General features: G+C 73.6%; 15 protein-coding genes. 9 read left to right on the top strand and 6 right to left on the bottom strand.

Annotation, left to right across the window (positions count from 1 at the left end; genetic code table 11):
• The first annotated feature begins 7 nt into the window (after positions 1-7).
• The 3 genes from AC0HI0_RS07920 (at position 8) to AC0HI0_RS07910 (ending at position 4,734) form a co-directional block, all read left to right on the top strand.
• The gene (locus AC0HI0_RS07920) at positions 8-1,123 is read left to right on the top strand and encodes a PA2928 family protein (protein ID WP_480931618.1); all 1,116 of its coding nucleotides are present in this window, start codon (positions 8-10) and stop codon (positions 1,121-1,123) included.
• Between the two features lie 44 nt (positions 1,124-1,167).
• Entirely contained in the window at positions 1,168-1,941 is a 774-nt protein-coding gene (locus tag AC0HI0_RS07915) for a hypothetical protein (protein ID WP_480931617.1), read from the top strand.
• A gap of 93 nt (positions 1,942-2,034) precedes the next feature.
• Positions 2,035-4,734 carry an AfsR/SARP family transcriptional regulator gene (locus AC0HI0_RS07910; RefSeq protein ID WP_480931616.1) on the top strand — a complete coding sequence of 900 codons (2,700 nt, stop codon included), beginning with the start codon at positions 2,035-2,037 and terminating at the stop codon, positions 4,732-4,734.
• A 26-nt stretch (positions 4,735-4,760) separates the two neighbouring features.
• On the opposite strand, the gene AC0HI0_RS07905 is transcribed toward AC0HI0_RS07910, so the two are convergent.
• The 4 genes from AC0HI0_RS07905 to AC0HI0_RS07890 all read right to left on the bottom strand — a co-directional run bounded on the left by AC0HI0_RS07905 (position 4,761) and on the right by AC0HI0_RS07890 (position 10,979).
• Positions 4,761-7,391: a CHAT domain-containing protein gene (locus AC0HI0_RS07905; protein ID WP_480931615.1), complete on the bottom strand. Its 2,631-nt coding sequence runs from the start codon at positions 7,389-7,391 to the stop codon at positions 4,761-4,763.
• 89 nt (positions 7,392-7,480) lie between these two features.
• Positions 7,481-7,684: a hypothetical protein gene (locus AC0HI0_RS07900; RefSeq protein WP_480931614.1), complete on the bottom strand. Its 204-nt coding sequence runs from the start codon at positions 7,682-7,684 to the stop codon at positions 7,481-7,483.
• Positions 7,685-7,944: 260 nt separating this feature from the next.
• Entirely contained in the window at positions 7,945-10,401 is a 2,457-nt protein-coding gene (locus AC0HI0_RS07895; protein ID WP_480931613.1) for a VIT domain-containing protein, read from the bottom strand.
• Entirely contained in the window at positions 10,398-10,979 is a 582-nt protein-coding gene (locus tag AC0HI0_RS07890; RefSeq protein WP_480931612.1) for a helix-turn-helix domain-containing protein, read from the bottom strand. Before AC0HI0_RS07890 ends, AC0HI0_RS07895 begins: the two co-directional genes overlap by 4 nt.
• A 275-nt stretch (positions 10,980-11,254) precedes the next feature.
• Here AC0HI0_RS07890 and AC0HI0_RS07885 point away from each other — a divergent pair, with 275 nt between their 5' ends.
• The 4 genes from AC0HI0_RS07885 to AC0HI0_RS07870 all read left to right on the top strand — a co-directional run bounded on the left by AC0HI0_RS07885 (position 11,255) and on the right by AC0HI0_RS07870 (position 15,988).
• Positions 11,255-12,475, top strand: coding sequence for an alpha/beta hydrolase family protein (locus AC0HI0_RS07885; RefSeq protein ID WP_480931611.1), 1,221 nt, complete (start codon positions 11,255-11,257; stop codon positions 12,473-12,475).
• A gap of 635 nt (positions 12,476-13,110) precedes the next feature.
• Positions 13,111-14,805 carry a serine/threonine-protein kinase gene (locus AC0HI0_RS07880; protein ID WP_480931610.1) on the top strand — a complete coding sequence of 565 codons (1,695 nt, stop codon included), beginning with the start codon at positions 13,111-13,113 and terminating at the stop codon, positions 14,803-14,805.
• Positions 14,806-14,875: 70 nt separating this feature from the next.
• On the top strand, positions 14,876-15,412 hold the full coding sequence (locus AC0HI0_RS07875) for a hypothetical protein (protein WP_480931609.1): 537 nt from the start codon (positions 14,876-14,878) through the stop codon (positions 15,410-15,412).
• Between the two features lie 87 nt (positions 15,413-15,499).
• Positions 15,500-15,988 carry a hypothetical protein gene (locus AC0HI0_RS07870; RefSeq protein ID WP_480931608.1) on the top strand — a complete coding sequence of 163 codons (489 nt, stop codon included), beginning with the start codon at positions 15,500-15,502 and terminating at the stop codon, positions 15,986-15,988.
• Here AC0HI0_RS07870 and AC0HI0_RS07865 read toward each other — a convergent pair.
• Positions 15,933-16,898, bottom strand: coding sequence for a GntR family transcriptional regulator (locus tag AC0HI0_RS07865; protein ID WP_480931607.1), 966 nt, complete (start codon positions 16,896-16,898; stop codon positions 15,933-15,935). The two genes, AC0HI0_RS07870 and AC0HI0_RS07865, sit on opposite strands and share 56 nt — an antisense overlap.
• Positions 16,899-17,064: 166 nt before the next feature.
• Between AC0HI0_RS07865 and AC0HI0_RS07860 the strand changes: the two genes are divergently transcribed.
• Complete coding sequence (locus tag AC0HI0_RS07860) at positions 17,065-19,002, top strand: sensor histidine kinase (protein WP_480931606.1); 1,938 nt, start codon at positions 17,065-17,067, stop codon at positions 19,000-19,002.
• Positions 19,003-19,019: 17 nt separating this feature from the next.
• Positions 19,020-19,682 carry a response regulator gene (locus tag AC0HI0_RS07855; RefSeq protein ID WP_480931605.1) on the top strand — a complete coding sequence of 221 codons (663 nt, stop codon included), beginning with the start codon at positions 19,020-19,022 and terminating at the stop codon, positions 19,680-19,682.
• 6 nt (positions 19,683-19,688) lie between these two features.
• Here the strand turns inward: AC0HI0_RS07855 and AC0HI0_RS07850 are convergent, their stop codons facing one another.
• On the bottom strand, positions 19,689-21,164 hold the full coding sequence (locus AC0HI0_RS07850) for an alpha/beta fold hydrolase (protein ID WP_480931604.1): 1,476 nt from the start codon (positions 21,162-21,164) through the stop codon (positions 19,689-19,691).
• Between the last annotated feature and the right edge of the window lie 252 nt (positions 21,165-21,416).

Here is a 21,416-nt window from a genome sequence, read left to right as displayed (position 1 = left end):
GTGCACCATGAAGATTCCGCAGCCCGACCCGGTGTACGGGACGCCGCCGCAGCACTACCCGGCCATGCCGTACGGCATGACGCCGCGCCGGTCGTGGCGCGGACCGCTGGTCCTGCTCCTCCCGCTGGCCCTGTTCGCCTGCCTGTTCTTCGGCGGTTCCTACCTGGTGACGCCCGAACCGGACGTCCAGGCGGAGGGCGGTCTGGGCTTCGCCGTCGTGGACGGCCGCGAGGTGCTGCTGGTGCCCTACACCCGGCACGGCCCGCGCGGCATGTTCCAGCTGCTGTTCCAGGACATGTTCCAGGTGCGGCTGGCCGCCCGCGACGCCGGCACCGGCGAGCTGCGGTGGGACACCCAGCTGTCGGACGAGCTGATCTGGAAGGCCGACGTGCTGGCCGCCGGCGAGCGCTACGCCTACGTGGCCACCGACTCCGGGCTGGTGGTGCTGGACCTGGCCACCGGTGCGAAGGTCGCCGAGGGCGCGGCCGTCGAAGGGCTCGGCTCCTCCTACATCGCCGCGCGGTGGGCCTACCGGTTCGACGCCGAGAACCGCCGGTTGGTCACCATGGGCGGCGACGGCCGGGTGTCCACGATCGCCCTGGACAGCGCCACCGCCACGCCCGCCGACCAGCGGACCACCGCGGCGTGGGCCGGGCAGCTGTCCGAGCGGGGCGCGCCGGGTGCCCAGGCCGGCACCCGCCCGCAGGCCGAGTACGCCGGCGGGCAGGTCGAACTGGTCGGCCGCGCCGACGGCGGACCCGGCCACACCCTGGTCAAGGTCGCCTCGGACGGCGGCCGGACGGTCGTCGGCGACACCGTGTTCCAGCAGGCGGGCCTGGTCGTCACCGGGACCGCGCCCGCCGGGGCCGGGTCCGAGCAGGTGCTGGTCGCGCACAACCGGGGCGTGAACGACCCGGCCCGTCAGCTCAGCGCGGTGTCGCTGGCCACCGGCAAGGTCGTCGGCACCATCCCGGTCGGCACCGGCTCGTTCACCGCGGCGGTCACCAGCCCGCGCGGCGTCACCGCGGTCGGCGCCGGAGCGGTCGTGGCCGCGCTGTCCCCGGACGGCCGGCTCACCGCCGTCCCGTTCGGCTCCGCCGACTTCTTCGGCAACCCTTCCTGACCCCGTCACCTCCCGCTCGCTTGAGTCGCGAAAGGATTCCCGCCATGAAGGTCTTCGCCTGGGCCGTGCTCCTGATCGGTCTCGCCTGCACCGCCGCCTACATCGCCAACGGCGTGACCGGCGACGACGAGTTCGCCTGGCTCAACGGCTGGATGGCAGGCCCGCTCCTGCTGCTGTTCGGCGTGCCGATGTTGTTCACCACCGCTCGGCTGACCAGCGGCATGTCGCTGACCGGCGGCGTGCCCAAGTCGTTGCGGGGCGCGCCGATCGGCATCGGCCGGGTGGTCGGGGTGGCCCGCACCGGCCTGACCGTGAACGACCAGCCGCAGCTGGACATCCGGCTGGAGATCGACACCCCGGACGGCCGGACGCTGCCCGGCACCGCCCGGCAGCTGGTCGACCTCACCGACCTGGCCGCGGTGCAGATCGGCGCGACGCTGCCGGTCCGCTACCTGCCCGACGGCCGCGCGGCGCTGGCCACCGACGCCTCGCCGGGCGAACTCCAGGCCGCGCTCGACCAGGTCCAGCTCGCCAAGGGCCTGGTCACCCCGCAGCAGCTGCACATCGGCCGCCACGGCGTCGACGCGCAGGCCGTGGTGCTGTCCATGGTGCCCACCGGCGAGGTGCGGCACGACCGGTCCGTGGTGAACCTGACCCTGCGGGTGACCCGGCCGGACCGGGCGATGTTCGACGTGACCCAGCAGAAGGCCGTGCCGGCCAACACGGTCGCGCAGCTCCAGCCCGGTTCGGTGGTGCGGGTCAAGTACCTCCCGCACGACGAGTCCGAGGTCGTCGTGCTGACCCAGTTCGCGCCCTGACCCGACCGGGGTGCGCACGGCCCGTCCCACCGGGGCGGCGGGCCGTGGCCGAGGCGGCGAGGACAATGGTCCGGAAATCGCTGCGGAGGTGTGGTGGAGTTCTGTCTGCTCGGGGAAGTGGCCGTGCGGTCGGCCGGCGGGCCGGTCGACCTGGGGCCCGCCATGCAGCGGTGCGTGCTCGCGGCGCTCGCCGTGGACGTCGGGCGGGTGGTGCCGGTCGGGCGGGTCGTCGAACGGGTCTGGGGCGTCGACGCGCCGCCCCGGGCACGCGCCACCCTGTCCACCTACATCTCCCGGCTGCGGCAGGTCCTGCCCCCGTCCGCGATCGTGTGGCGCTCCGGCGGGTACGTGCTCGACGTGCGCCCCGAAGCCGTGGACCTGCACCGGTTCCGGGCGCTGCGCAACGCCGGTGACGTCGTCGCGGCCCTGGAGCTGTGCCACGGCGACCCGCTGACCGGCCTGGACGGCGACTGGGCGCGCGCCGAACGCGACCTGCTGCGCCAGGAGCGGCTGGCCGCCGAACTGGACCTGGTGGACGACCTGCTGCGGCAGGGCCGAGGCGAGGGCCTGGTCGCCGACCTCGCCGGGCTGGTCGCCGAACACCCCTGGGACGAGCGGCTGGCCGGCCAGTACCTGCTCGCGCTCTACCGGGCCGGGCGGGCGGCCGACGCGCTGGAGCACTACCGGCGGGTCCGGGTCGGGCTGCGCGACCACCTCGGCGCGGACCCCGGCGAACCGCTGCGCGACCTGCACCGCCGCATCCTGGCCGCCGACCCGGGCCTGCACCCCGGACCCGCGCCGAGCGCGGGCGTGCCCCGGCAACTGCCCGCCGCGCCCGAACCGTTCGTCGGCCGGCCCGCCGAACTGGCCCGGCTGGACGACCTCGACGGCACCGCGGTCATCTCGTCCATCGCCGGCGTCGGCGGCATCGGCAAGACGTGGCTGGCCCTGCACTGGGCGCACCGCAACGCCCACCGCTTCCCCGACGGTCAGCTGTTCGTGGACCTGCGCGGGTTCGGCCCGGAAGCCGACCAGGTCGACCCCGCGACGGCCGTGCGCGGGTTCCTGGAGGCGCTGGGCGTCGACCGCGACCGCATCCCGGTCGAACCGCACGCCCAGACCGCGCTGCTGCGCACCACCGTCGCCGACCGCCGGGTGCTGTTCGTGGTGGACAACGCCGCCGACACCGGCCAGGTCGTGCCACTGCTGCCCGGCACCCGGTCGTGCGTGGTGCTGGTGACCAGCCGCAACAGGCTGCCCGGCCTGGTCACCCGGCACGGCGCGCGCCCGGTGCCGCTGGACGTGCTGACCGCCGCCGAGGCGCGGGCGCTGCTGGTGCGGCGGCTCGGCGCGGACCGCGTCGCCGCCGAACCCGACGCGGTCGCCGAGCTGATCGCGCGCTGCGGCGGGTTCCCGCTGGCCCTGGGGATCATCGCGGGCCGGGCCCGGTCGAACCCCGGCGCGAGCCTGGCCGCCGCCGCGGCCGAACTGCGCGAACTGGGCCTGGCCGCGCTGGACGACGGCGACCCGGCGGCCAGCCTGCCCGACGTGCTGCGCTGGTCCTACCGGGCGCTGCCCGCCGAGCAGGCCGCGGTGTTCGCGCTGCTCGGCACCGCGCCCGGACCGACCACCGACCTGCGCGCGGCGGCGAGCCTCACCGGCCTGCCCGCCGGGCGGGTCGCCGCCGCGCTGCGCGGACTGCACCAGGCGTCACTGGTCGACGTGGACGGCGCGGGCCGGTACCGGATGCACGACATGGTCCGCGAGTACGCCGCCTGCCGCGCACGCGAGCACCTGTCGGCCGGCGAGCGCTCCGCCGCGCTGCGCCGAGCCGTCGACTTCTACCTGCACACCGCGCACGCGGGCGACGTGCTGCTGGACCCGCACCGCACCCCGATCCGGCTGGAGGCCGCCGCGCCCGGCAGCACCCCGGCGCCGTTGGCCGACGACAGCGCCGCGCTGGCGTGGTTCGAAGCCGAACACGCGTGCCTGCTGGCCGCCCAGCAGGTGGCCGCCGGGGAGGGCCGGCACCTCGCGGTGTGGCACCTGGCGTGGGCGCTGTCGACCTTCCACAAGCGCACCGGCCGTTCGGCCGACCAGGTCACCGCGTGGCAGTGCACCCTGGCCTCGGCCGACCACCTGGCCGACCCGACCGCGCGCATCCAGGCCCACCGCCAACTGGGCCGCGAGTACTCGGTGACCGCGCGGCACGACGAGGCCCTGCACCACCTGCACGCCGCGCTGGAGTCGACCGCCCACGACCCCGCCCAGCAGGCCGTGACGCACTGGGCGCTGGCGTGGGCGTGGGAGATGCACGGCGGCGACCACGAGGCGCTCGACCACGCGGTGCGCGCGCTGGCGCTGCACGACCGGATGGACGACCCGATCGGCCGGGCGATCGCCCTCAACCAGGTCGGCTGGTACCAGGCGAAGACCGGCCACCACGAGCGGGCGCGCGAGCACTGCGAAGCCGCCCTGGCCCTGCACCGCAAGCACGACAACCGCGACGGCCAGGCCAACACCCTCGACAGCCTCGGCTACATCCACCACCACACCGGCGGCCACGACGAAGCCGCAGGCCACTACCGCGAAGCCATCGCCCTGTACCGGGAACTCGGCGACACCTACGAAACCGCCAGCACCCTCAACCGCCTCGCCCACACCCACCTCGCCCGGGGCGACCACGCCGAAGCCCGCACCGCGTGGCAGCAAGCCCTGGCCCTCTACGAGTCCCAGCACCGCACCGCCGACGCCGACACCGTCCGCCGCCAACTCGCCGACCTCCCCCGCTGACGCCGGGCACCGGCGGCCCGGCCGGTTCAGCGCCGGCCGCTGCCCAGGCAGACGAACGGACGGCGCAGCGGGTCGACGGCGATCGCCTCGGCCAGCGCCACCGCCGGTTCGGCACCCGCCGCCAGGAGGCGGTGGTAGTCGTCCATCGCGGCGGCGCACGCCTGGTCACCCACGCGGCTGAGCGGGGCCACCACCATGTGCGAGCCGCTGGCCAGCAGCGCGCTGGCGAAGCCGAGCGGCTCGTCACCGGGCCGGATGCGGTTGAGGGCCAGCTCGCAGGAGGCCAGCACCACCTGGCGCGGCGGGTCCGGCAGACCGGCCACCTCGTGCGCGTACAACGGGCCGTCGCCCAGCTCCAGCCGGGAGAACAGGGCGTTCTCCGGCTCGTGCACGCCGTGCGCGGCGAGGTGGGCGATCTCCGCGCCGTTCAACGCTTCCAGCACGTTGCCGACCGTGGCGCGGTCGTCGGACAGCAGGGCTGCCGTCGAGTAGTACGCGCCCAGCTTCTCGATCTCGCCCACGGCGGCCGGCAGGTCGGGGCCGCGCGCCAGCACGGTGCGACCGTCCGGGCGACGTTCGGCGCGGTCGGCCGCCAACCACGCGGTCGCGGACGGGGCGACCACGGTCGGCCGTCCGTGCAACGACGGCAGCACGCCCCACGGGATCGCGTAGAGCGCACCGGTCGGGACGATCACCAGGTCGCGCTCGCCGATCAGGTCCGCCAAGGGCCGGACGAGCTGGTCGTCGATCAGGTCGGCCTGCTTGCGCGCGGACGCCGACAGCACGTCGGCCAACAGGCCCGGCAGGTGGTCGGGGGCCAGGGCGTTGAGGTCGGCGTTGAGCATCCGGGCCGCTTCCCCGGCCCGCTCCGAGGAGCCCAGCCTGGCCAGCCGGACCCCGGAGGCCACCACCACGACCGCGACCAGCGCGTCCTCCGAGGACGCGAAGCTCACCAGGGCCCGGTCGCCCAGCTGCGCCATCACCTCGGCGAGCCCGGCCACCGGGCGCGACCGCCCCCACCGGCCGGTGTGCCAGCCCAGCCGGTTGGCCTCGCGCATCCGCTCGGCACGCCGGGCGCGCAGCGCGGTGGTCGGGTGGCCCTCGTGCTTGGCCTGGTGGATCGACTGGGTGAGCGCGCGGATCTCGGCGATCCGCTCGGCGAGTTCGGGGTTGTCGAACCGGGTCAGCGGCTCGTAGCGGTAGGTCTGCGCGCGGGTGCGCTCCAGCCACGCGAACAGCCGGCGCGGGTTGCCGCCGGAGAGCACCAGGTGCACGGCGAGATCGGTCAGGTCCCGGCCGTGCAGGGCGGTCCCGGACAGCAGCTCCAGACCGCCCATCCGGTCGCGCACGTGGTCCAGGTCGGTCAGACCGGCGCGGATCTCGGACAGCGCGGCGGTGTGCTGCCCGCGCGCCACGGCGAGTTCGGCCCGGCACAGCCGGCGCAGCATCCGGTACTCGATCGGGGCCAACCGCCCCGGCCGGGGCACGCTCGCCAGGACCCGCTCGGCCGCGTCCAACGCGCCGCGCCGGATCTCCAGCCGCACGGCCAGCATCCGGGCCAGCGCCGCCTGCTCGGCGAGCCTCGGCGCGGGCAGGCCGTCGGCGAAGTCGAGCGCCCGCCGGGCCAACGCCCGCCGCGACGCGGCCTTGGGCTCCCCGTCGGCGGACAGCGCGACGAACGTGTCGACCCGCAGCGCGACCAGCGTCGCGTTCGCGACGCACGTCTCGCACCCCCACCGCCGCATCCGCTGCCGAGCCGACCCGGCCATCGCGCGCGCCAGGTCGAAATCGCCGGTCATGTAGGCGGCGACGGCCCGGTACAGCTCGACGTCGGCCAGGTCGCGGGTGACGCTCTCCTCGGCGCGCATCACCGGGAGCACGCTGTCGAGCTGGTTGCCCGCCTCGTCGGCCAGGCCGGCGGCCATCAGCGCCTGCGCCCGGTGCAGGCCGAGCAGCACCGGCACGTCGAGGCGCTGGGCGCGGTAGGCGCGCTCGCTGGCCTCGTAGCGCCGCAACGCCGCCGGCACGTCACCGATCCGCAGGTCCAGCCGCCCCAGCGCGTAGCTGGCGTCGGCCGCCCGGGGCGTCAACCCGTGCTCGGTGGCCAGCGCCACCGCCCGGTCGAGGACCTGACGCGCCCGCCCGACCGAACCCAGCGTGATGTGCGCGGCGCCGAGACTCCACAGCGTCTTCACCAGCGCCTCGACCAGCCGGGGTTCGGCCGGGTCGGACGCGAGGCGGCGTTCCTCGTGACCGAGCGCGGAGTCCAGCACGGCGATGCCGTCCTCGGCGCGCCCGGCGTGCAGGAGCAGCAGGCCCTGGTTGTGGTCGACGCTGCCGGACAGCTCGGCCCGGAGCGCCGGGTCGGCCACCTGACCGATCAGCCGGCGGACGTCGTCCAGCGCGGCCAGCCCGGCGGTGAGCCCCGCGGTCTCCGAGGTCAGCGCGGCCAGCGTCGAGGAGAGCCGGATCCGGGCGACCAGCCACTCCTGCCGGATTTCCGGGTCGGCCGGATCGATCCCGTCGGCCAGGCTCAGCCCCCGCTGAAGGTCCCGCACCGCCGCACGGTGCTGACCGGAGCACGACGCGTCCACCCCGCTCCGGTGCAACTCGCGCGCTTCACGGATGACCACGGCCTCGTCACGAACAACGGTCACAGGCACCCAACCATGACATCACAGAACACAACCGAACAAAGCCCGCCGACCAGGTCCGGCCGGCGGGCTTCGCGATCACATGTTAATGATCAGGGGTTTGACTTCTTCTGGACACAACCTTGCCCAGTGCACACCGGCTCGAACAGGCCGTCCTCGTGCGTGTGCACGTGGTTGTGCTCCACATTCCCCTTGTCCTGCCCGGCTTCCCGGTCATCCTTCCGGGTGTCCGGCGAAGCCGCCGCACCCTTCGGGCTCTCTTCGCCCAGGAATTCCCGTTCGGTGGTCGTAGACATTGCGATCTTCCTCCCCCTGAGGACCTGCTCAGCCTTGACATCAGACCCGGACAACTCCACCGAGTCACGTTCAGCGGCCCCTCGTTCCGCACGAACAGGCTAATGGTGGCACAACGGAGTAATGATCAGGAGGGAATTTCGCAACATCCAGTAGCAAACCTGCGGTGACATGCGACAACAGCCTAAGCATTCACCCATTCCGGTAAGCGCCGGTGCAGGCCGGACACGCTATGAAGCAAAGTGTCGTACATCACTCACGTTCATCGGCGTTTCCAGAACGGCACCCGCTTCCGGGGTGTGGCGAGACCTTCCAGGGTCGCGACCGCGCCGGCCAGCAGCCGCGCGACCTCGGCCTGATCGGCACCCGGCCCCCGGGCGGCCACCAGAGCCGACTTCACCGCCGTCGCCAAGTCGGTCAGCGACCTGACCTGGTCCGAGGACTCCCCGGCCGCGGTCCACCCCGGTGCCAGACGGACGATCTCGTCCGCCAAGCGGGTCAGCGCGGCCTGCGCACCCCCGGCCTCGACGGCCCGCAGGGCCTCCAGTTCCCGAGCCACGAACCCCGCGAGCGTCTCCGGCGGGGGCGTCGTGTCCCACGGGGGCGACGGCTCCGGCGTGGCCGATGTCTCCGGGGCCGGCGACGCCTCCTTCATGGGAGACGGGGCCACGGGCGACGGGGCGGGCGGCGGCACGGGGCGCGGCGCGGGCCCGGACGGCAGTGGCGGACCGGCGGCGAACCGGGGTGCCGAAGCGGCCGGCTTGGGCACCGCCAAGGCATCCGACGACATCCGCATCCGACGCTTCGCGTACGGCGCGGCGACCGGTGCGGCGGCGGGAGCGGCGGCGAAGCCACCACCGCCGAACGCGGCGGGCTCCCAGCCCGAAGGCGACTCCACCGGCTGCGTCACCCGGTGGACCTCCCCGGACTCGTTGACCACCCGCGAGTCGACCGCCACGAACGCGGTGAACCGCGACAGCACCCCGAACTCCAGCGAGGTCGCGACGATCCGGCGTTCCAACGCCGCCAGATCGCCCACCCCCACCACGTACCGGTCTTCCAGGTCGCGCACCCGCGCCCGCGCCCACAGCGCCGACAAGCTCGGGTTGTCACTCGACACGGCCGAGACCTCCTGCCGCCACCCGCCGTCGCCGGACAAACCCACCCCGTCCAACCGCCCCCGGTACCGCCCGGTGACCACCACAGGCGCGCCGTGGAACAGATCGGGCAGCGGTGACGGCGCGAGCGAGTCGACGTCGACCCCCTCGGCGTGCACCGCCAGACCGGTCAGCACGGGCGAACCGATCCGGCGGTGGATGCCGCGCAGCGCCTCGTCCAGCCGGTCCTCGGACTCGACCAGCTCGAACCGGCCGGCGGTGCCGGCCAGCCGCTGGAGGAACGCCTCGTTCACCGCCCGGTCGATGCCGACCGTGTGCACCCGCACCCCGGCCAGCGGCGTGGCCAGCTCCCGCAGCAGCCGGTCCTCGTCGCCGACCTGGCCGTCCGTCACCAGGACCAGCACGCGCTCCCGGTCACCGGCGCGGCCCAGCAACTCGCCGGCGCGACGCAGCGGCGCGAGCATCTCGGTGCCGCCCCGCGCGTCCAGACCCGCCAGGAACTCCACCGCGCGGTAGCGGTGGCGGTCGCTCGCCTCGACGAGCCCCTCCGGCAGCGCGGTCGGTGTGTCCACCACGTCGTCGAAGGCGAGGACCGCGAACCGGTCCCCCGCCGTCAGGCTGTCCACGATCCGCCCGGCCGCCCGCCGCGCGGCCACCATCTTCCAGCCGTGCATGGAACCCGAGCGGTCCAGCACCAGCACCACGTCGCGCCCGCGCGCGGCGAGGTCGGACTTCGGCGGCAGCACGGTCAGCGCGAACGTCCCCGCCTCGCCGCCCTCGTCCGGCCGCACCGCGAGCGCGGTGCGCACCACGGCGTCGTCGGCGAACCTCAGGCGCAGCAGGAAATCGCGGTCGACCCGCGCACCCGGCTCGACCTTCACCCGGAATCCGCGCGCGGTCCGCTCCGTCACGGTCGCGTGCAGGCTCGCGGACGGTGTCGCGGCCGGCAGCCCCGCCGTGTCGACCTCGACCTCCACCGACAGCCGCACCGGGTTCGGGAACCCCGGCAGCAGCACCGGCGGGCTGATCCGCGACGCGTCGGGCACCGCGTCGGTGTCGGCCGCCACCCCGTCGCCGACCTGCCCGCCCGCCAGCGGTGTGCCCGGGATGTAGCGCGGCGCGACGACCAGCGGCAGCCGGTAGGTGGCCGCGTCGTCCTCGTACGCCAGCGCACCGGCCAGCGTCAGCCGCACCGTCACCCGCTCACCGGGCAGCACGTTGCCGACGCGGGTGGTGAACACGCCGGGCCGCTCCTCCTCCGCGATGGCCGCCCGCTTGCCGCCGGCGATCGCCTGGTCGTACTCGGCACGCGCCTCGCCCCGCTCCTTGAGCACCCCGTCGACCACCCGGTCGTCGGCCTCCATCCGCAGCGCCGTCACCGCCGAGCGGGACGGCAGCGGGAAGATGTAGGTCGCCTCCAGCGGCTCCGCGTGCGGGTTGTGGAACGTCTGGGTGATGCTCGTCTGCGACGCCAGCCCGGTGATCGAGGCGCGGACGTCGACCGCTTCCAGCGGCAGGTTCCCGCGCTCGGTGCTCAGGCAGCCGAGGCCGTCGTCGCCGGCGGCGGGCGCGGCGTCGATCACCTCGATGGGGGTGGTCATTGGTCTTCCTCTCCGGTGTTCGGTCCGGTGTGCGGGGCCAGGCCCAGGCGGGCGAGCAGGTCGAGCAGGGGTGCCGCGGCGGTCGCGATCTCGGCCAGCTCCCCGGCGTCGGGGAGGCGCTCGGCGGCGTCGAGCACGACCGTGACACTGTCGTTCAGCCGGACGGTCGGCACGACCCTGACAGTGTCATGGCCGGTGCCGGCGGGCGGCTCCGACGGGACCGGGGCGACCGCCCGTTCCCGCCAGAAGCCCTCCGTCCGGGTCGGCGCGCCGGCCAGCTCCGCGAGTTTCGCGTCCGTCGCGCCCATCATCACCAGTTGGATCTCGGCCAACGAGTGTCCGGAGGCCTGGAGCTTCTTCACCGCGACGATCTGGAGCAGGTGTCTGCGCCCGTAGAGGGCGGTTCTCCCCCGATGAGCAGCCGGCCGGTCGACCAGGCCGATGGTGGTGTACCACCGGATGGCGCGCCCGTTCGGCAGCTCCCGGACCCGGCCGTTGCGCTGCCCGTCGTAGTTCTCGGCCAGCAGCGCGGCGACCCGCTCCGGGAGCTCTTCTATCGTCCAGAGCTCGTCGTTCACATGGGCAATCCTGCCCCTTGGATTCGACACTGTCAATATTGCAGTGTCAGGTTCCCTCGGGCGGGGGTGGTCTGCTCCCAACCGCCGCGATTCGGCCATTCGGGTGACGACGCAGCGTCCGGCCGCCGGCCCGTGATGCTTTCGTCGCCGGCGTTGTCACCCGAACGGCGTGGGACGCCCCCGGCCCACGGGCTGACGACCGCTCATCCGACCACCCGTGATCGTGAACGCGGACCGGCATTCCCGCCGGCGTCCCAGGTCCCGAAAGGATCGCGGTGTCCAGAACTCTCACCCGGCTGACCACCCTCGGCTCGGGCGTCGCGCTCGCCGCGACACTCGCCACCCCCGCCCACGCCGCGCCGCTGCGCCCCGACCTGCCCCCGCCGTCCGGCGTGCTGCCGGTCGGCACGACCGAACTGCACCTGGTCGACCCGGCCCGCCCGGACCCCTGGCAGCCGCACCGGCGGCGCGAGCTGATGGTGACGATCAGCTACCCGTCCCGGCACTCGAACGCGCCCCGCGCGCCGTGGGTGCCGCCGGAGGTCCTGGCCAACACCTCGACGTTCCAGTACCTGACCGGCCTGCCGGGCCTGTCGCTGGACCTGGCCGGCGTGCGCCGGCACGCCCGCCCGGACGCGGCCGTCGACCTGCGGCGCGGACGGCTGCCCGTGGTGCTGTTCTCACCCGGCGGCGGGATGGCGCGCGAAACGTACGCGACGCTCACCGACGACCTGGCGAGCCGGGGCTACCTGGTCGTCACGATGGCGCACACGTACGAGTCCGGCGCGGTGCGGTTCCCGGACGGACGGGTCGCGCAGCCGATCGACATCCCGTGGACGGTCGAGGCCAACCGCACCATGCTCACCGCCCGGATCGCCGACACGCGCTTCGTCCTGGACCGCATCGCCGACCTCGCGGGCGGCCGCAACCCCGACGCCGAGGGCCGCCGCCTCCCGCCCGGCCTCGACCGTGCGCCGGACGTGAAGCGGGTGGCCATGGTCGGGCACTCGATCGGCGGCTACGCGGCGGCCGAGACGATGCTGCTGGACCCGAGGATCAGGGCGGGCGTGAACATGGACGGCTCATTCGCGTCGTTCGACGACCCTTACGTCCCGGGCGAGAGCACCAAGACCAGCCTCGACCGACCGTTCCTGCTGATGGGGACCACCCCGGCGGGCGTGGACCCGACGCACGGGCCCGGCGCGGCGGACCGGAGTTGGGCGGAGTTCTGGGCGGCGCAACGCGGGTGGAAGCGAGACCTGGCGCTGGTCGACGGCGGACACCTCGGGTACTCCGACCTCCAGTCGGTGCTGCCGCAACTGGGGTCGGCCATGCCGGTCGAGGCGCGGACGGGTGCGATCGGGACGGTCGACCCGGTTGCGTCGCTGCGGGTTCAGCGCGCGTACCTGACGGCGTTCCTGGATCTGCACCTGCGCCACCGGCCCACTCCCCTGTTCGAGGGGACTGCTCGGCTGCCGTTCCGGGTGGTGCCCTGAGGCCGCACCGCAGGACCGCACCGCACCTCACCGCACCGCCGCACCTCCGCACCGCACCTCCGCACCGCACCTCCGCACCGCACCTCCGCACCGCACCGGGGCCGCACCAAGGCAGTGAGGCCGCACCGGGCGGCCGCGCCAGGCGGCGCGTGCCGGGGACGCGTGCCGGGGGCTCGTGCCAGGCCGTCCGGTCGTGCGGTGCGGTGCGGTGCCGTGCCGTGCGGTGCGGTCGTGCGGTGCGGTCGTGCGGTGCGGTCGTGCGGTGCGGTCGTGCGGTGCGGTCGTCGGGCAATGCTGTGGAGTTGTGACCTCCCTGGTCTGTGGGACTGCTGTGGGATGGCTGCTGCGGTGTGCCGTGGCAGTAGGGCTGCCTCCAGGTGATGTCGGTTCTCGGGGTCGGTTCTCGGTGTCGGTTCTCGGGGTCGGAGGGGCGGGGGTGGGTCGTCGCATTGAGGTGGTCGCCGGAGACGCCACTGTGCCTATTTGGCTCATGCTTCGAGACCGCTGTTTGGTTGTCATGCGGGCTTCGGTTCACTCGAAGGTGTTGGCCGTAAGCGGTCAGTGGGGGTTGGGTGGGTTGAGGGGGCAGTAGGGTCCGCTGGGGTGGTCGGTCCGGACGGATCTCGGTGGGGGACATGGCAGACGTGGGGCAGCTGATCGGCGCGCGCCACCGGCTGGTCGAGCCGCTGGACTTCGGCGGTATGGGGCGGGTTTGGCGGGCTCGGGACGAGGTGCTCCAGCTCGACGTGGCGGTCAAGGAGGTGTGGCTGTCGCCTGGCATGTCGGACGTCGAGAGGGAGGAGCGGCTGGCTCGCGCCCGGCGGGAGGCGCGCAACGCCGCCGTCCTTCGCGACCACCCGAACATCGTGGCCGTGCACGACGTCGTGACCGAGGACGGCGTGCCGTGGATCGTGATGCGCCTGGTGTCCGGCGAGTCGCTGGAGCGACGGCTGGCGAAAGGGGCGTTGTCCCCGGCGGAGGCGGCCAAGGTCGCCGGGGACCTGCTCAACGCGTTGGAGGCGGCGCACGCTGCGGGGATCGTGCATCGGGATGTCAAACCCGCCAACGTGTTGTTGGCCGATCGCGGGGACGCGCTGCTCGCGGACTTCGGGATCGCCGTGCATTCGGCGGACACGTCGATCACCGGCACGGGGGCGTTGATCGGGTCGGTCGAGTACATGGCTCCGGAGCGGCTCAACGGGGCTGATGGGCTGCCGGAGAGTGATCTGTACTCGCTGGGTGTGACGTTGTTCCAGGCGGTGGAGGGGCTTTCGCCGTTTCGCCGGGACACGCCGACGGCCACGCTCACCGCCGTGCTGTTGGAGCCGACGCCGTTGCCGTCCCGCGCCGGCGCGCTCGCGCCGTTGATCGCCGCGCTGCTGGACCGGGATCCGGCGCGACGGCCTAGTGTCGCCGGGGCACGGAGTCTGCTCGAAGCGGCGACTGGTCCGATCCACGTGCCGCCCAGGGCGACTCGGCGCATGTCGGGGTTCGCCGACGCCCAGCCGGGGTCGGGGGTGGGTCCGGTATCAGGGGTGCGCACGGCAGCAGGGGTGAACAAGGTGGCGGCGGCTGCGGGGGCGGTGGTTCTGGTGGCTGCCCTGGGGTTCTTGCTGCTTCGGGGGACCATCATGAGAGGCGTGTCGGAGGCGATCGGCGAGATCGGATCGACTACTACGACCCAGGGTTACACGCCGACCACGGACTACTCGGCGGTCTACACGACCCGTGACGAGTCCACGACGTCCGCAACCACCACGACCGCGACCACCACTACTACAGCCGCGTTCGACCCGACCGACTTGGACCGTGAGTCCACCGACCGCACGCCGCTGACGTCGGTCGGTCTGCTCCCGGACTCGTTCGTGGACGTCAAGGGCGTCCGGTACAACCTGACGAACGCGGGCACGCGTCGGTGCGTCACCGACCAGTTGAGCGACGCCGTGCGTGCCATCCTGGCGCGTTCGGGGTGTGGTGATGCGCTGGCGGCCACCTACGTGGACGCGTCGGACCAGATCGTCGTCATGGTGTGGGTGGTGCCGATGGCGGACAAGCAGACCGCCGAAACCGCCTACGACGCGTACGACTCGGGTTCCTGGGGCGTCCTGTGCCCGACCACCAGTCCCGGTTCGCAGGTCTGCGACTCCGGCGCCGACACGGACGGCGCGGTGCGGCGCGCCTACACCCACCGCACCCACCGCTACCTGATCCACACGACGTCGCTCTACATCAACCTCACCCGGGACACGTCGGCCGTTCCGTGGCTGGACGCGGCTGCGGACAAGGCGGCCTCGGCGGCCGGACCCCTGAACTACGCGGGCAACAGGTGATGTCGGGGCAGCGCATGTGATGCTTGTCCGGTGGTGACGACGTGAAGGCAAGGACCACGGGGAGCGGCGCATGGCGACGGTGACGCGGCTCGCCCACGTCCGGCTGGTGAGCAGGCCCGCGTATCGGCTGATCACCTTGGGGGACGCGGACAACGACGCGGGCGTGGGTGCCGAGGACGCGATCCGGCGGTCGACCGTGGACGTGGTGGCGGCGAGCGACTACGAGCTGTTCGTCCAGTGCGCCCAGGACTTGGTGCCGGTCGCGGTGGACGTCGAGGTGTGGTCGGGCGAGCCTGTGCCGGTCGGTGGGCCGTGGTCGGCCGCGCGGGGGTTCGCCGTGGAGTTCCCGAGCGGCACGTTCGTGGTCGGCTCCCCCACCGGGGCCGTTGCCGACGGAGAGTTGCCCGAGGGGCCTGGCCGCTACGCTTTGGACGTCGTGCACCGGGGCCGGGACGAGGCTCGGGTGTTGAGTCGGCGGATTCTCGTAGCGGACGACTTCGTGGGGTCTGTTCAGCGTGCTGCCGAGGTGCACGCGGAGGGTGTGGAGTTCTACCTGATCCGGTTGTGGCGCACCGGGGATCTGCCGGATGAGGAGGACTTGGACTGACGTCGGGCGGCGGGCGGGTCCGGCCTGTCGGACCGGAGATTGCGAACACCGCCCGGAGCGCGTGGTCGGGGTGGAATACTCGGTGACATGATCGAGACCGCGATGATGGCGGGGCACTTGGCCGCGCACGGTGTCTGGTCGGTGTCCGACGGTGAGACGCTGATCCCGTTCCTGTCGCAGGAGACGGCGGACGGGCAGCGGACGTTGAAGCGCTACTTGATGGACGACCTGCGCGAGGCGGCGCGTGCGGCGCAGGACGCCTTGCACACCAACAAGGATGGCGCGGTCCGTGCGGTGTTCGTGGTGGACACCTTCCTGCACACCGACGACGGCAAGGTGGACGCGCTGGTGGTCGAGGCCGTGCGCTACGGGCTGACGCCGGTCACGATGAAGGTGGCCGTTCCGTACGTGCCGCTGACCGAGACGACCGCGTTCGCCGTCCACAACCCGAGGTTCCTGGATCTCGTCGGCCTGGACAACCCTGATTTCGACGAGTTGGGTGCCGCGTTCTTCGAGGGTGTCAACTCGCACGAGCAGGCGGCTGCGGTGTGGACCGCCCACCAGGTCGGGCAGTGACTTCGGAGGGCTTCCGGCGCAGCCGCAGGAGTGCGGTGCGGAGTGCGGGATCGGGTAGGTGCCCGTAGCCGATCCGGAGGTCGCCGAGTTCTACTGTTCCGGGCTCGGGGTGGTGCAGGGGAAGTCCGGTCAGGATTTCGTCCACAATGGACTTCTTTCGGGCCAGGACGCGGGCGCGTCGGCGCATCGTGCTCGTCATCTCGCCCGTGTCGAGGAGCCAGGCGACGGCCAGCTGGGCGACGTGCGGTGGTTGTTCGACGGCCGACGTCACCGGCGCGGTCGCGTACCCGACGCGCAACGCCGGCCCGAACAGCCCGCTGAAGTCCCCCACCACCGCACGGGTCTCGGGTACCGGGCACGGTGTGGTGCCGTCGAGGACGAGCGCGTCGGGGGCGATTCGCAGGCCCGCGTCACGGCCTGTGGTCACCACCAGGCGGGCCGGCCGGTAGCCGTGCACGGCGACCAGGTGTCGGGTCAGCGCGTGCCGCAGTTCGGGCGTGCCGCACGGGTCTTCGGCAGACGGTGGGGGCGCGCTGCCGGCGTGCCGCCACGCCGCGCGCCAGGCCGTGCGCGGGAACGCCTCCACGCACAGCTGTCCGGGCCGCAGGTCGGGCACGGTCGGGTCCGCGCGGGCGCGGCGCGCGGTGGGCACTCCGACGACGTACGTCCCGGAGCCCCGCGCCGCCCGCACGTGCCCTTGCGCGGTCAGCAGGTCGTAGGCGGCGGCGACCACGCCCCGGGACACGCCGACCGCGTCCGCGAGCGTCCTGGTGGACGGCAGGCGCGCGCCGGGTGGCAGGCGGCCGGCCAGCATCGAGTCGCGCAGACGTGCGGCGAGTTGTCGGGGCAGGGGTTGGCCCGCGTCCCGGTCGAGGTCGACCGGGACGGTGAGCGGGGCCGCGAAGCGCATGGTGGGCACTGTCGCGGGTCGGCCGCGTCGACGACACCCGGTGGGCCGCCACGCGGGGGTGCGGGTTTCCGCCATGCCGCGCCTTGCCCCGCCCCGGCCGGGGACCTGAGACTTGCCCGGTGAGAGCGCTCGTCCGAGGAGCGCCGGCGCGGGGAGGACGGGCGTCGTGAAAGCCGGTTTCCTGGGCGCGGCGGCTGTTGTGGCGTCGTTGGCCACGGTGGTCTCGGTGGTCGCGGCGCTGGTCGGGCCGGCACCGGTGGCGGCGTTGGCGTTGTTGCTGAGTGCGCCGGTGCCGTTCTTCGCGGTGGGTGTGGTGGCGTGGCGACGCGCTGGTGGGCATCCGGCGGCGGTGGGGCTGTTCTTGTTCGGCTGTCTCCAGGCGGTGGTGTTCGCGCCGCAGTACGTGGTCGGCGTGGTCGATCCGGACGCGCTGTACTCCCCTGCGATGGTCGGTGTGGTGCTGCCGCTGGAGATGTTGTCCACGGTGTTGCTGGTGCGCGTGGTCGCGCTGCTGCCGGACGGTCGCTACCGGTACCGTCGGGAACGGCTTGTGCTGCGGGCGTTGTGGTTCGTGCCGTTGTTGCCGCTGGTCGTGTTGGCGGTCGCCCCGGTGGCGATCGTGCGCGACCCGTTCCTGTTCGACGGGTTGGAACTGGCCGAGGTGTTCGCCGGGCTGGTGTTGTTCTACCTGCGGTTCGCCCGCGCGCCGAGGGCGGATCGGGTGAAGGTGCGGTGGGTGGCGGTCGCGGCGGTCGGCGGGCTGGTCGCGGTGCCGGTGCGGGTGGTCGTGCTCGTGGTGGTCGAGAGCCGGGCGGAGCAGGGGCCGTGGATCCTGGCGTTCAACGTGGCGCAGGGTCTGGTGCTGTTGACCGGGATCGTGCTCGCGGCGGTGCGGGACCGGCTGTTCGACGTGGACGTGGTGGTACGCCGGTCGGTGACCTACCGGTTGCTGTGGCTGGCGGTGGGCACCGCGTACGTGGCGTCCGCCGCGTTGCCGGGTCTCACGGTCGGCGGCGCGGTGTCGGTCGAGGCCGTCGTGGTGGTGTCGGTGGCCGCCGCCGTGCTGTTCGCGCCGTTGCGCGCGCGGTTGTCGGCGCTGGCCAGGAGGCTGGTGTTCGGGCCGGAGGTGAGCAGCCACGAGTTGTTGGCGCGGTTGGGCGGCATGCTGGAACGGGCGTTCAACCCGGCCGAACTCGCGCCGCACCTGGCGGCGATCGTGCGCGACGGTCTGGGGTTGCGGTGGGCGGCGGTCGAGTTGGCCGGTCCGGACGGCCCGGTGCCGGCCGCCGGCGGCGAGGGGCCGGTGGCGAGCGTGCCGCTGACCCACGCGGGTGTGGTGCTCGGTGTGATCGAGTGCGGGCCGAAGGTGGACGGCGCGCCGCTGTCGGCGGCCGACGTCGAACTGGTGACGACGGTGGCCCGGCAGGCCGCGCTGGCCGTGCACAACGTCCGGCAGGCGCGGGAGCTGGACGAGTCGCGCACCCGGATCCTGGCCGCGCAGGACACCGAGCGGCGGAAGCTGGAACGCCGCCTGCACGACGGGGTGCAGCAGGAACTGGTGGCGCTGGTGGCGAAGATCCGGTTGGCGCGCAACGAGGTCGTGCGGGCCGGTGGCCGGGACGACACGTTGGGCGAGATCCAGGAGGACGCCTACCGGGTGATCGACGAGTTGCGCGAGGTGGCGCACGGCATCCAGCCCCCGCTGCTCAGCGACCAGGGCCTGGTGGCGGCGGTGCGCTCGCGGGCCCGCCGGCTGCCGATCCCGGTCGTGGTGCACGCCCGCGCGGCGGCCCGGTACGACGTCGGCGTGGAGGAGTCGGCGTACTTCCTGATCGCCGAGGCGTTGACGAACGTGCTCAAGCACGCCGAGGCGTCCGCCGCGACGGTCGACATCGGGCACGAGGAGGGCGCGCTGGTGGTGACCGTGGCCGACGACGGTCGCGGCCTGCCCGACCGGCCGGCCGGGGCGGGGCGCGCCGGGACGCCGGGGTCCGGGCTGACCGGGATGCGCGACCGGGTGGAGGCGGTGGGCGGGGCGATCGCGCTGTCCACCGCGCCGGGGCGCGGGACGACCGTCACCGCGCGTTTCCCGATCGTCCGCTGAGCAGAGAGGAACGCGTTGTGCCGCAACGACTCCGGGTGGTCCTCGCGGAGGACCACTACCTGGTGCGGGAAGGTACCCGGCGGCTGTTGGAGGACAGCGGTCAGGTCGAGGTCCCGGCCGCGGTGGGTGACGCGGTCGAGTTGTTGGCCGCGGTGCGCCGGTTGCGGCCGGACGCGGTGGTGGTGGACATCCGGATGCCGCCCGGTCACGGCACCGAGGGCATCGCCGCCGCGCACGCGATCCGCGCGGAGTTCCCGGCCATCGGTGTCGTGGTGTTGTCGCAGCACGCGAACGAGCACTACGCGCTGAGCCTGTTCCAGGAGTCCACGGACGGGTTGGCGTACCTGCTCAAGGAGCGGGTCGGTGAGCTGGACGAGCTGCTGCGGGCGATCCGCGAGGTGGTGGCGGGCCGGTCCGTGGTCGACCCGAGGATCGTGGAGGTGCTGCTGCGCGCCCGGAACCAGGGCTCGCCGCTGGACCGGCTCACCCCGCGTGAGCTGGAGGTGCTCGGCCAGATGGCGCAGGGCCGGGCGAACCGCTCGATCGCCGCCGCCCTGCGCCTGTCCGAGTCCACGGTGGAGAAGCACGTCAACTCGACTTTCGCCAAGCTGGGGCTTGGTTCCGAGACCGGGCGGCACCGCCGGGTCGCCGCCGTGCTGGCCTATCTCCGGTACCGCTGAACCGGCTCACGGGCACCTCTTGTCCGGTGGGAGCGGGCCGCCCGCGAGGTAGCCGCGCACGGTGTCGTCCACGCAGGTGTTGCCCAGGTCGCCGAACACGACGTGCTTGCGCGCGTCCACCGTGACCAGCCGCGAGGACCGCAGGTCGGCTCGCAGCGCGAGCGCCTGGCCGTGCGGGACGAGGTTGTCGCGCGTCGCGCCGACCAGCAGCGCGGGCAGGTTCCGGGTCACCCGGGTCGCCGGTTCCCGGGGTGGCGGCAGGAAGGCGCACGGGCGGATGTTCCGCTCGATCGGGCCGAACACGGGTTCGTCGGCGCGGTGGCGCTGGATGTCGCGCCAGTACTGCTCCGGGTCGCGCGGCGAGATCCCGTCGGCGCACATGATCGCCAGGTTGGAACTGCCGAACCGGGACAGCGTGCCGGTGCCGAACTCGGTCAGCAGTGCGCGCAGTTCCGGTGTCGGCACGACCGGCAGGCCGGCCGCCGCGTCGGCGAGCAGCCGCATCTCCGAGGCGATCAGCGCGTTGCCCGCGTCGGTGCCGTTCCACAGGCGGGCGAACGCGATCAGCGGCGCGACGTGGCCGTCCACGGTGAACTCGCCGACGCGCAGCGGTGTGTGTTCGGCGGTCAGGTAGACCGACCGGGCGGTGGCGAGCACGGCGTCGGTGGTGGTGCCGAGGTGGTGGGTCGAGTCGCGGGCGGCGGTGTAGCCGGCCCACTCGCGCAGCGCGTCCTCGTTGGCCCGCGCGCGGTCCGCGCTGAACATGGGCCCCCACTTGCGCAGGTCCATGGGGCTGTCCAGGACCACCCGGTCGAAGCGGCCGGGGAACAGCTCGTTGTAGACCAGGGCGAGCGCGGTGCCGTAGGAGAAGCCGAGGTAGGAGATGCGCGGTTCGCCCAGTGCGCGGCGGACGACGTCCATGTCCCGGGCGATGTTGCGGGTCGAGGCGTGCGGCAGTTCGGCGGCGTGCGCGCGCCGGCAGTCGTCGGCCAGGGCCCGGTTGAACGCCACCATCCGGTCGAACCCGGCGCGGTCGGAGCCGGCCGACCGCCGCCACTCGGACACGTCGTCCCACCCGCAGTCGATCGCGGGCCGGCTGCGGCCGGTGAACCTGGGGTCCATCGCGACCAGGTCGTAGCGGCCGGCGACGTCCTTGAGCGCGGGCCCGGCGAACAGGCCCATGTCCAGCGCGGGCGCGGGGCCGCCGCCGTTGAGGAACAGGGTGCCCAGCTTCGGTCCGGTGGCGGGGATCCGGGAGACCGCGACGGTGATCCGCCGGCCGCGCGGGTCGGCGTGGTCGAGCGGCACGGAGATGTCCGCGCACCGCCCGCCGGCGGCGTCGATCGCCTTGCCCACGTCGTCGTCCTGGTCGAGTCGGCAGGACTTCCACTGGGGTGCGGGCACGGCCGGGCTCGCGCCGGCGGCGGGCGGGACGGCCAACGCGACCAGCAGCGCGGTCACGGCCAGGGTGGCGTGCTTCATCGCCCGATCATCGGTCCGGGCGGCCGGGCGCGGCGAGGTCCACTCACACCCCCGGAACGGGCCGTTTCCGGCCCGCACGGCGAGCGCCGCACCGGTCGAGGCGCACGGCGCGCTTCTGTGAACCGGCCGTTCGCGGCCGGAACGTTCGTGAACCGGACGATCGTCCGCCGCCTGGCAGCCACGCGCCCACGACGATCGACACCTGAGGGTTTCGGGGACGGCCGATGCGGCCGGGCGAAGGGAAAGGGGGCT

This window comes from Saccharothrix sp. NBAS 001 (genome assembly GCF_056640475.1).
The sequence above is the reverse complement of the archived record's forward strand: the minus strand, read 5'-3'. Positions and strand labels throughout refer to the sequence as shown.

What these genes read in the sequence shown, in the direction of transcription:
- AC0HI0_RS07920 (WP_480931618.1), top strand. Translation starts at nt 8, where the DNA reads ATGAAGATTCCGCAGCCCGACCCGGTGTACGGGACGCCGCCGCAGCAC.
- AC0HI0_RS07915 (WP_480931617.1), top strand. Translation starts at nt 1,168, where the DNA reads ATGAAGGTCTTCGCCTGGGCCGTGCTCCTGATCGGTCTCGCCTGCACC.
- AC0HI0_RS07900 (WP_480931614.1), bottom strand. Translation starts at nt 7,684, where the DNA reads ATGTCTACGACCACCGAACGGGAATTCCTGGGCGAAGAGAGCCCGAAG.
- AC0HI0_RS07895 (WP_480931613.1), bottom strand. Translation starts at nt 10,401, where the DNA reads ATGACCACCCCCATCGAGGTGATCGACGCCGCGCCCGCCGCCGGCGAC.
- AC0HI0_RS07880 (WP_480931610.1), top strand. Translation starts at nt 13,111, where the DNA reads ATGGCAGACGTGGGGCAGCTGATCGGCGCGCGCCACCGGCTGGTCGAG.
- AC0HI0_RS07875 (WP_480931609.1), top strand. Translation starts at nt 14,876, where the DNA reads ATGGCGACGGTGACGCGGCTCGCCCACGTCCGGCTGGTGAGCAGGCCC.
- AC0HI0_RS07870 (WP_480931608.1), top strand. Translation starts at nt 15,500, where the DNA reads ATGATCGAGACCGCGATGATGGCGGGGCACTTGGCCGCGCACGGTGTC.
- AC0HI0_RS07865 (WP_480931607.1), bottom strand. Translation starts at nt 16,898, where the DNA reads ATGCGCTTCGCGGCCCCGCTCACCGTCCCGGTCGACCTCGACCGGGAC.
- AC0HI0_RS07850 (WP_480931604.1), bottom strand. Translation starts at nt 21,164, where the DNA reads ATGAAGCACGCCACCCTGGCCGTGACCGCGCTGCTGGTCGCGTTGGCC.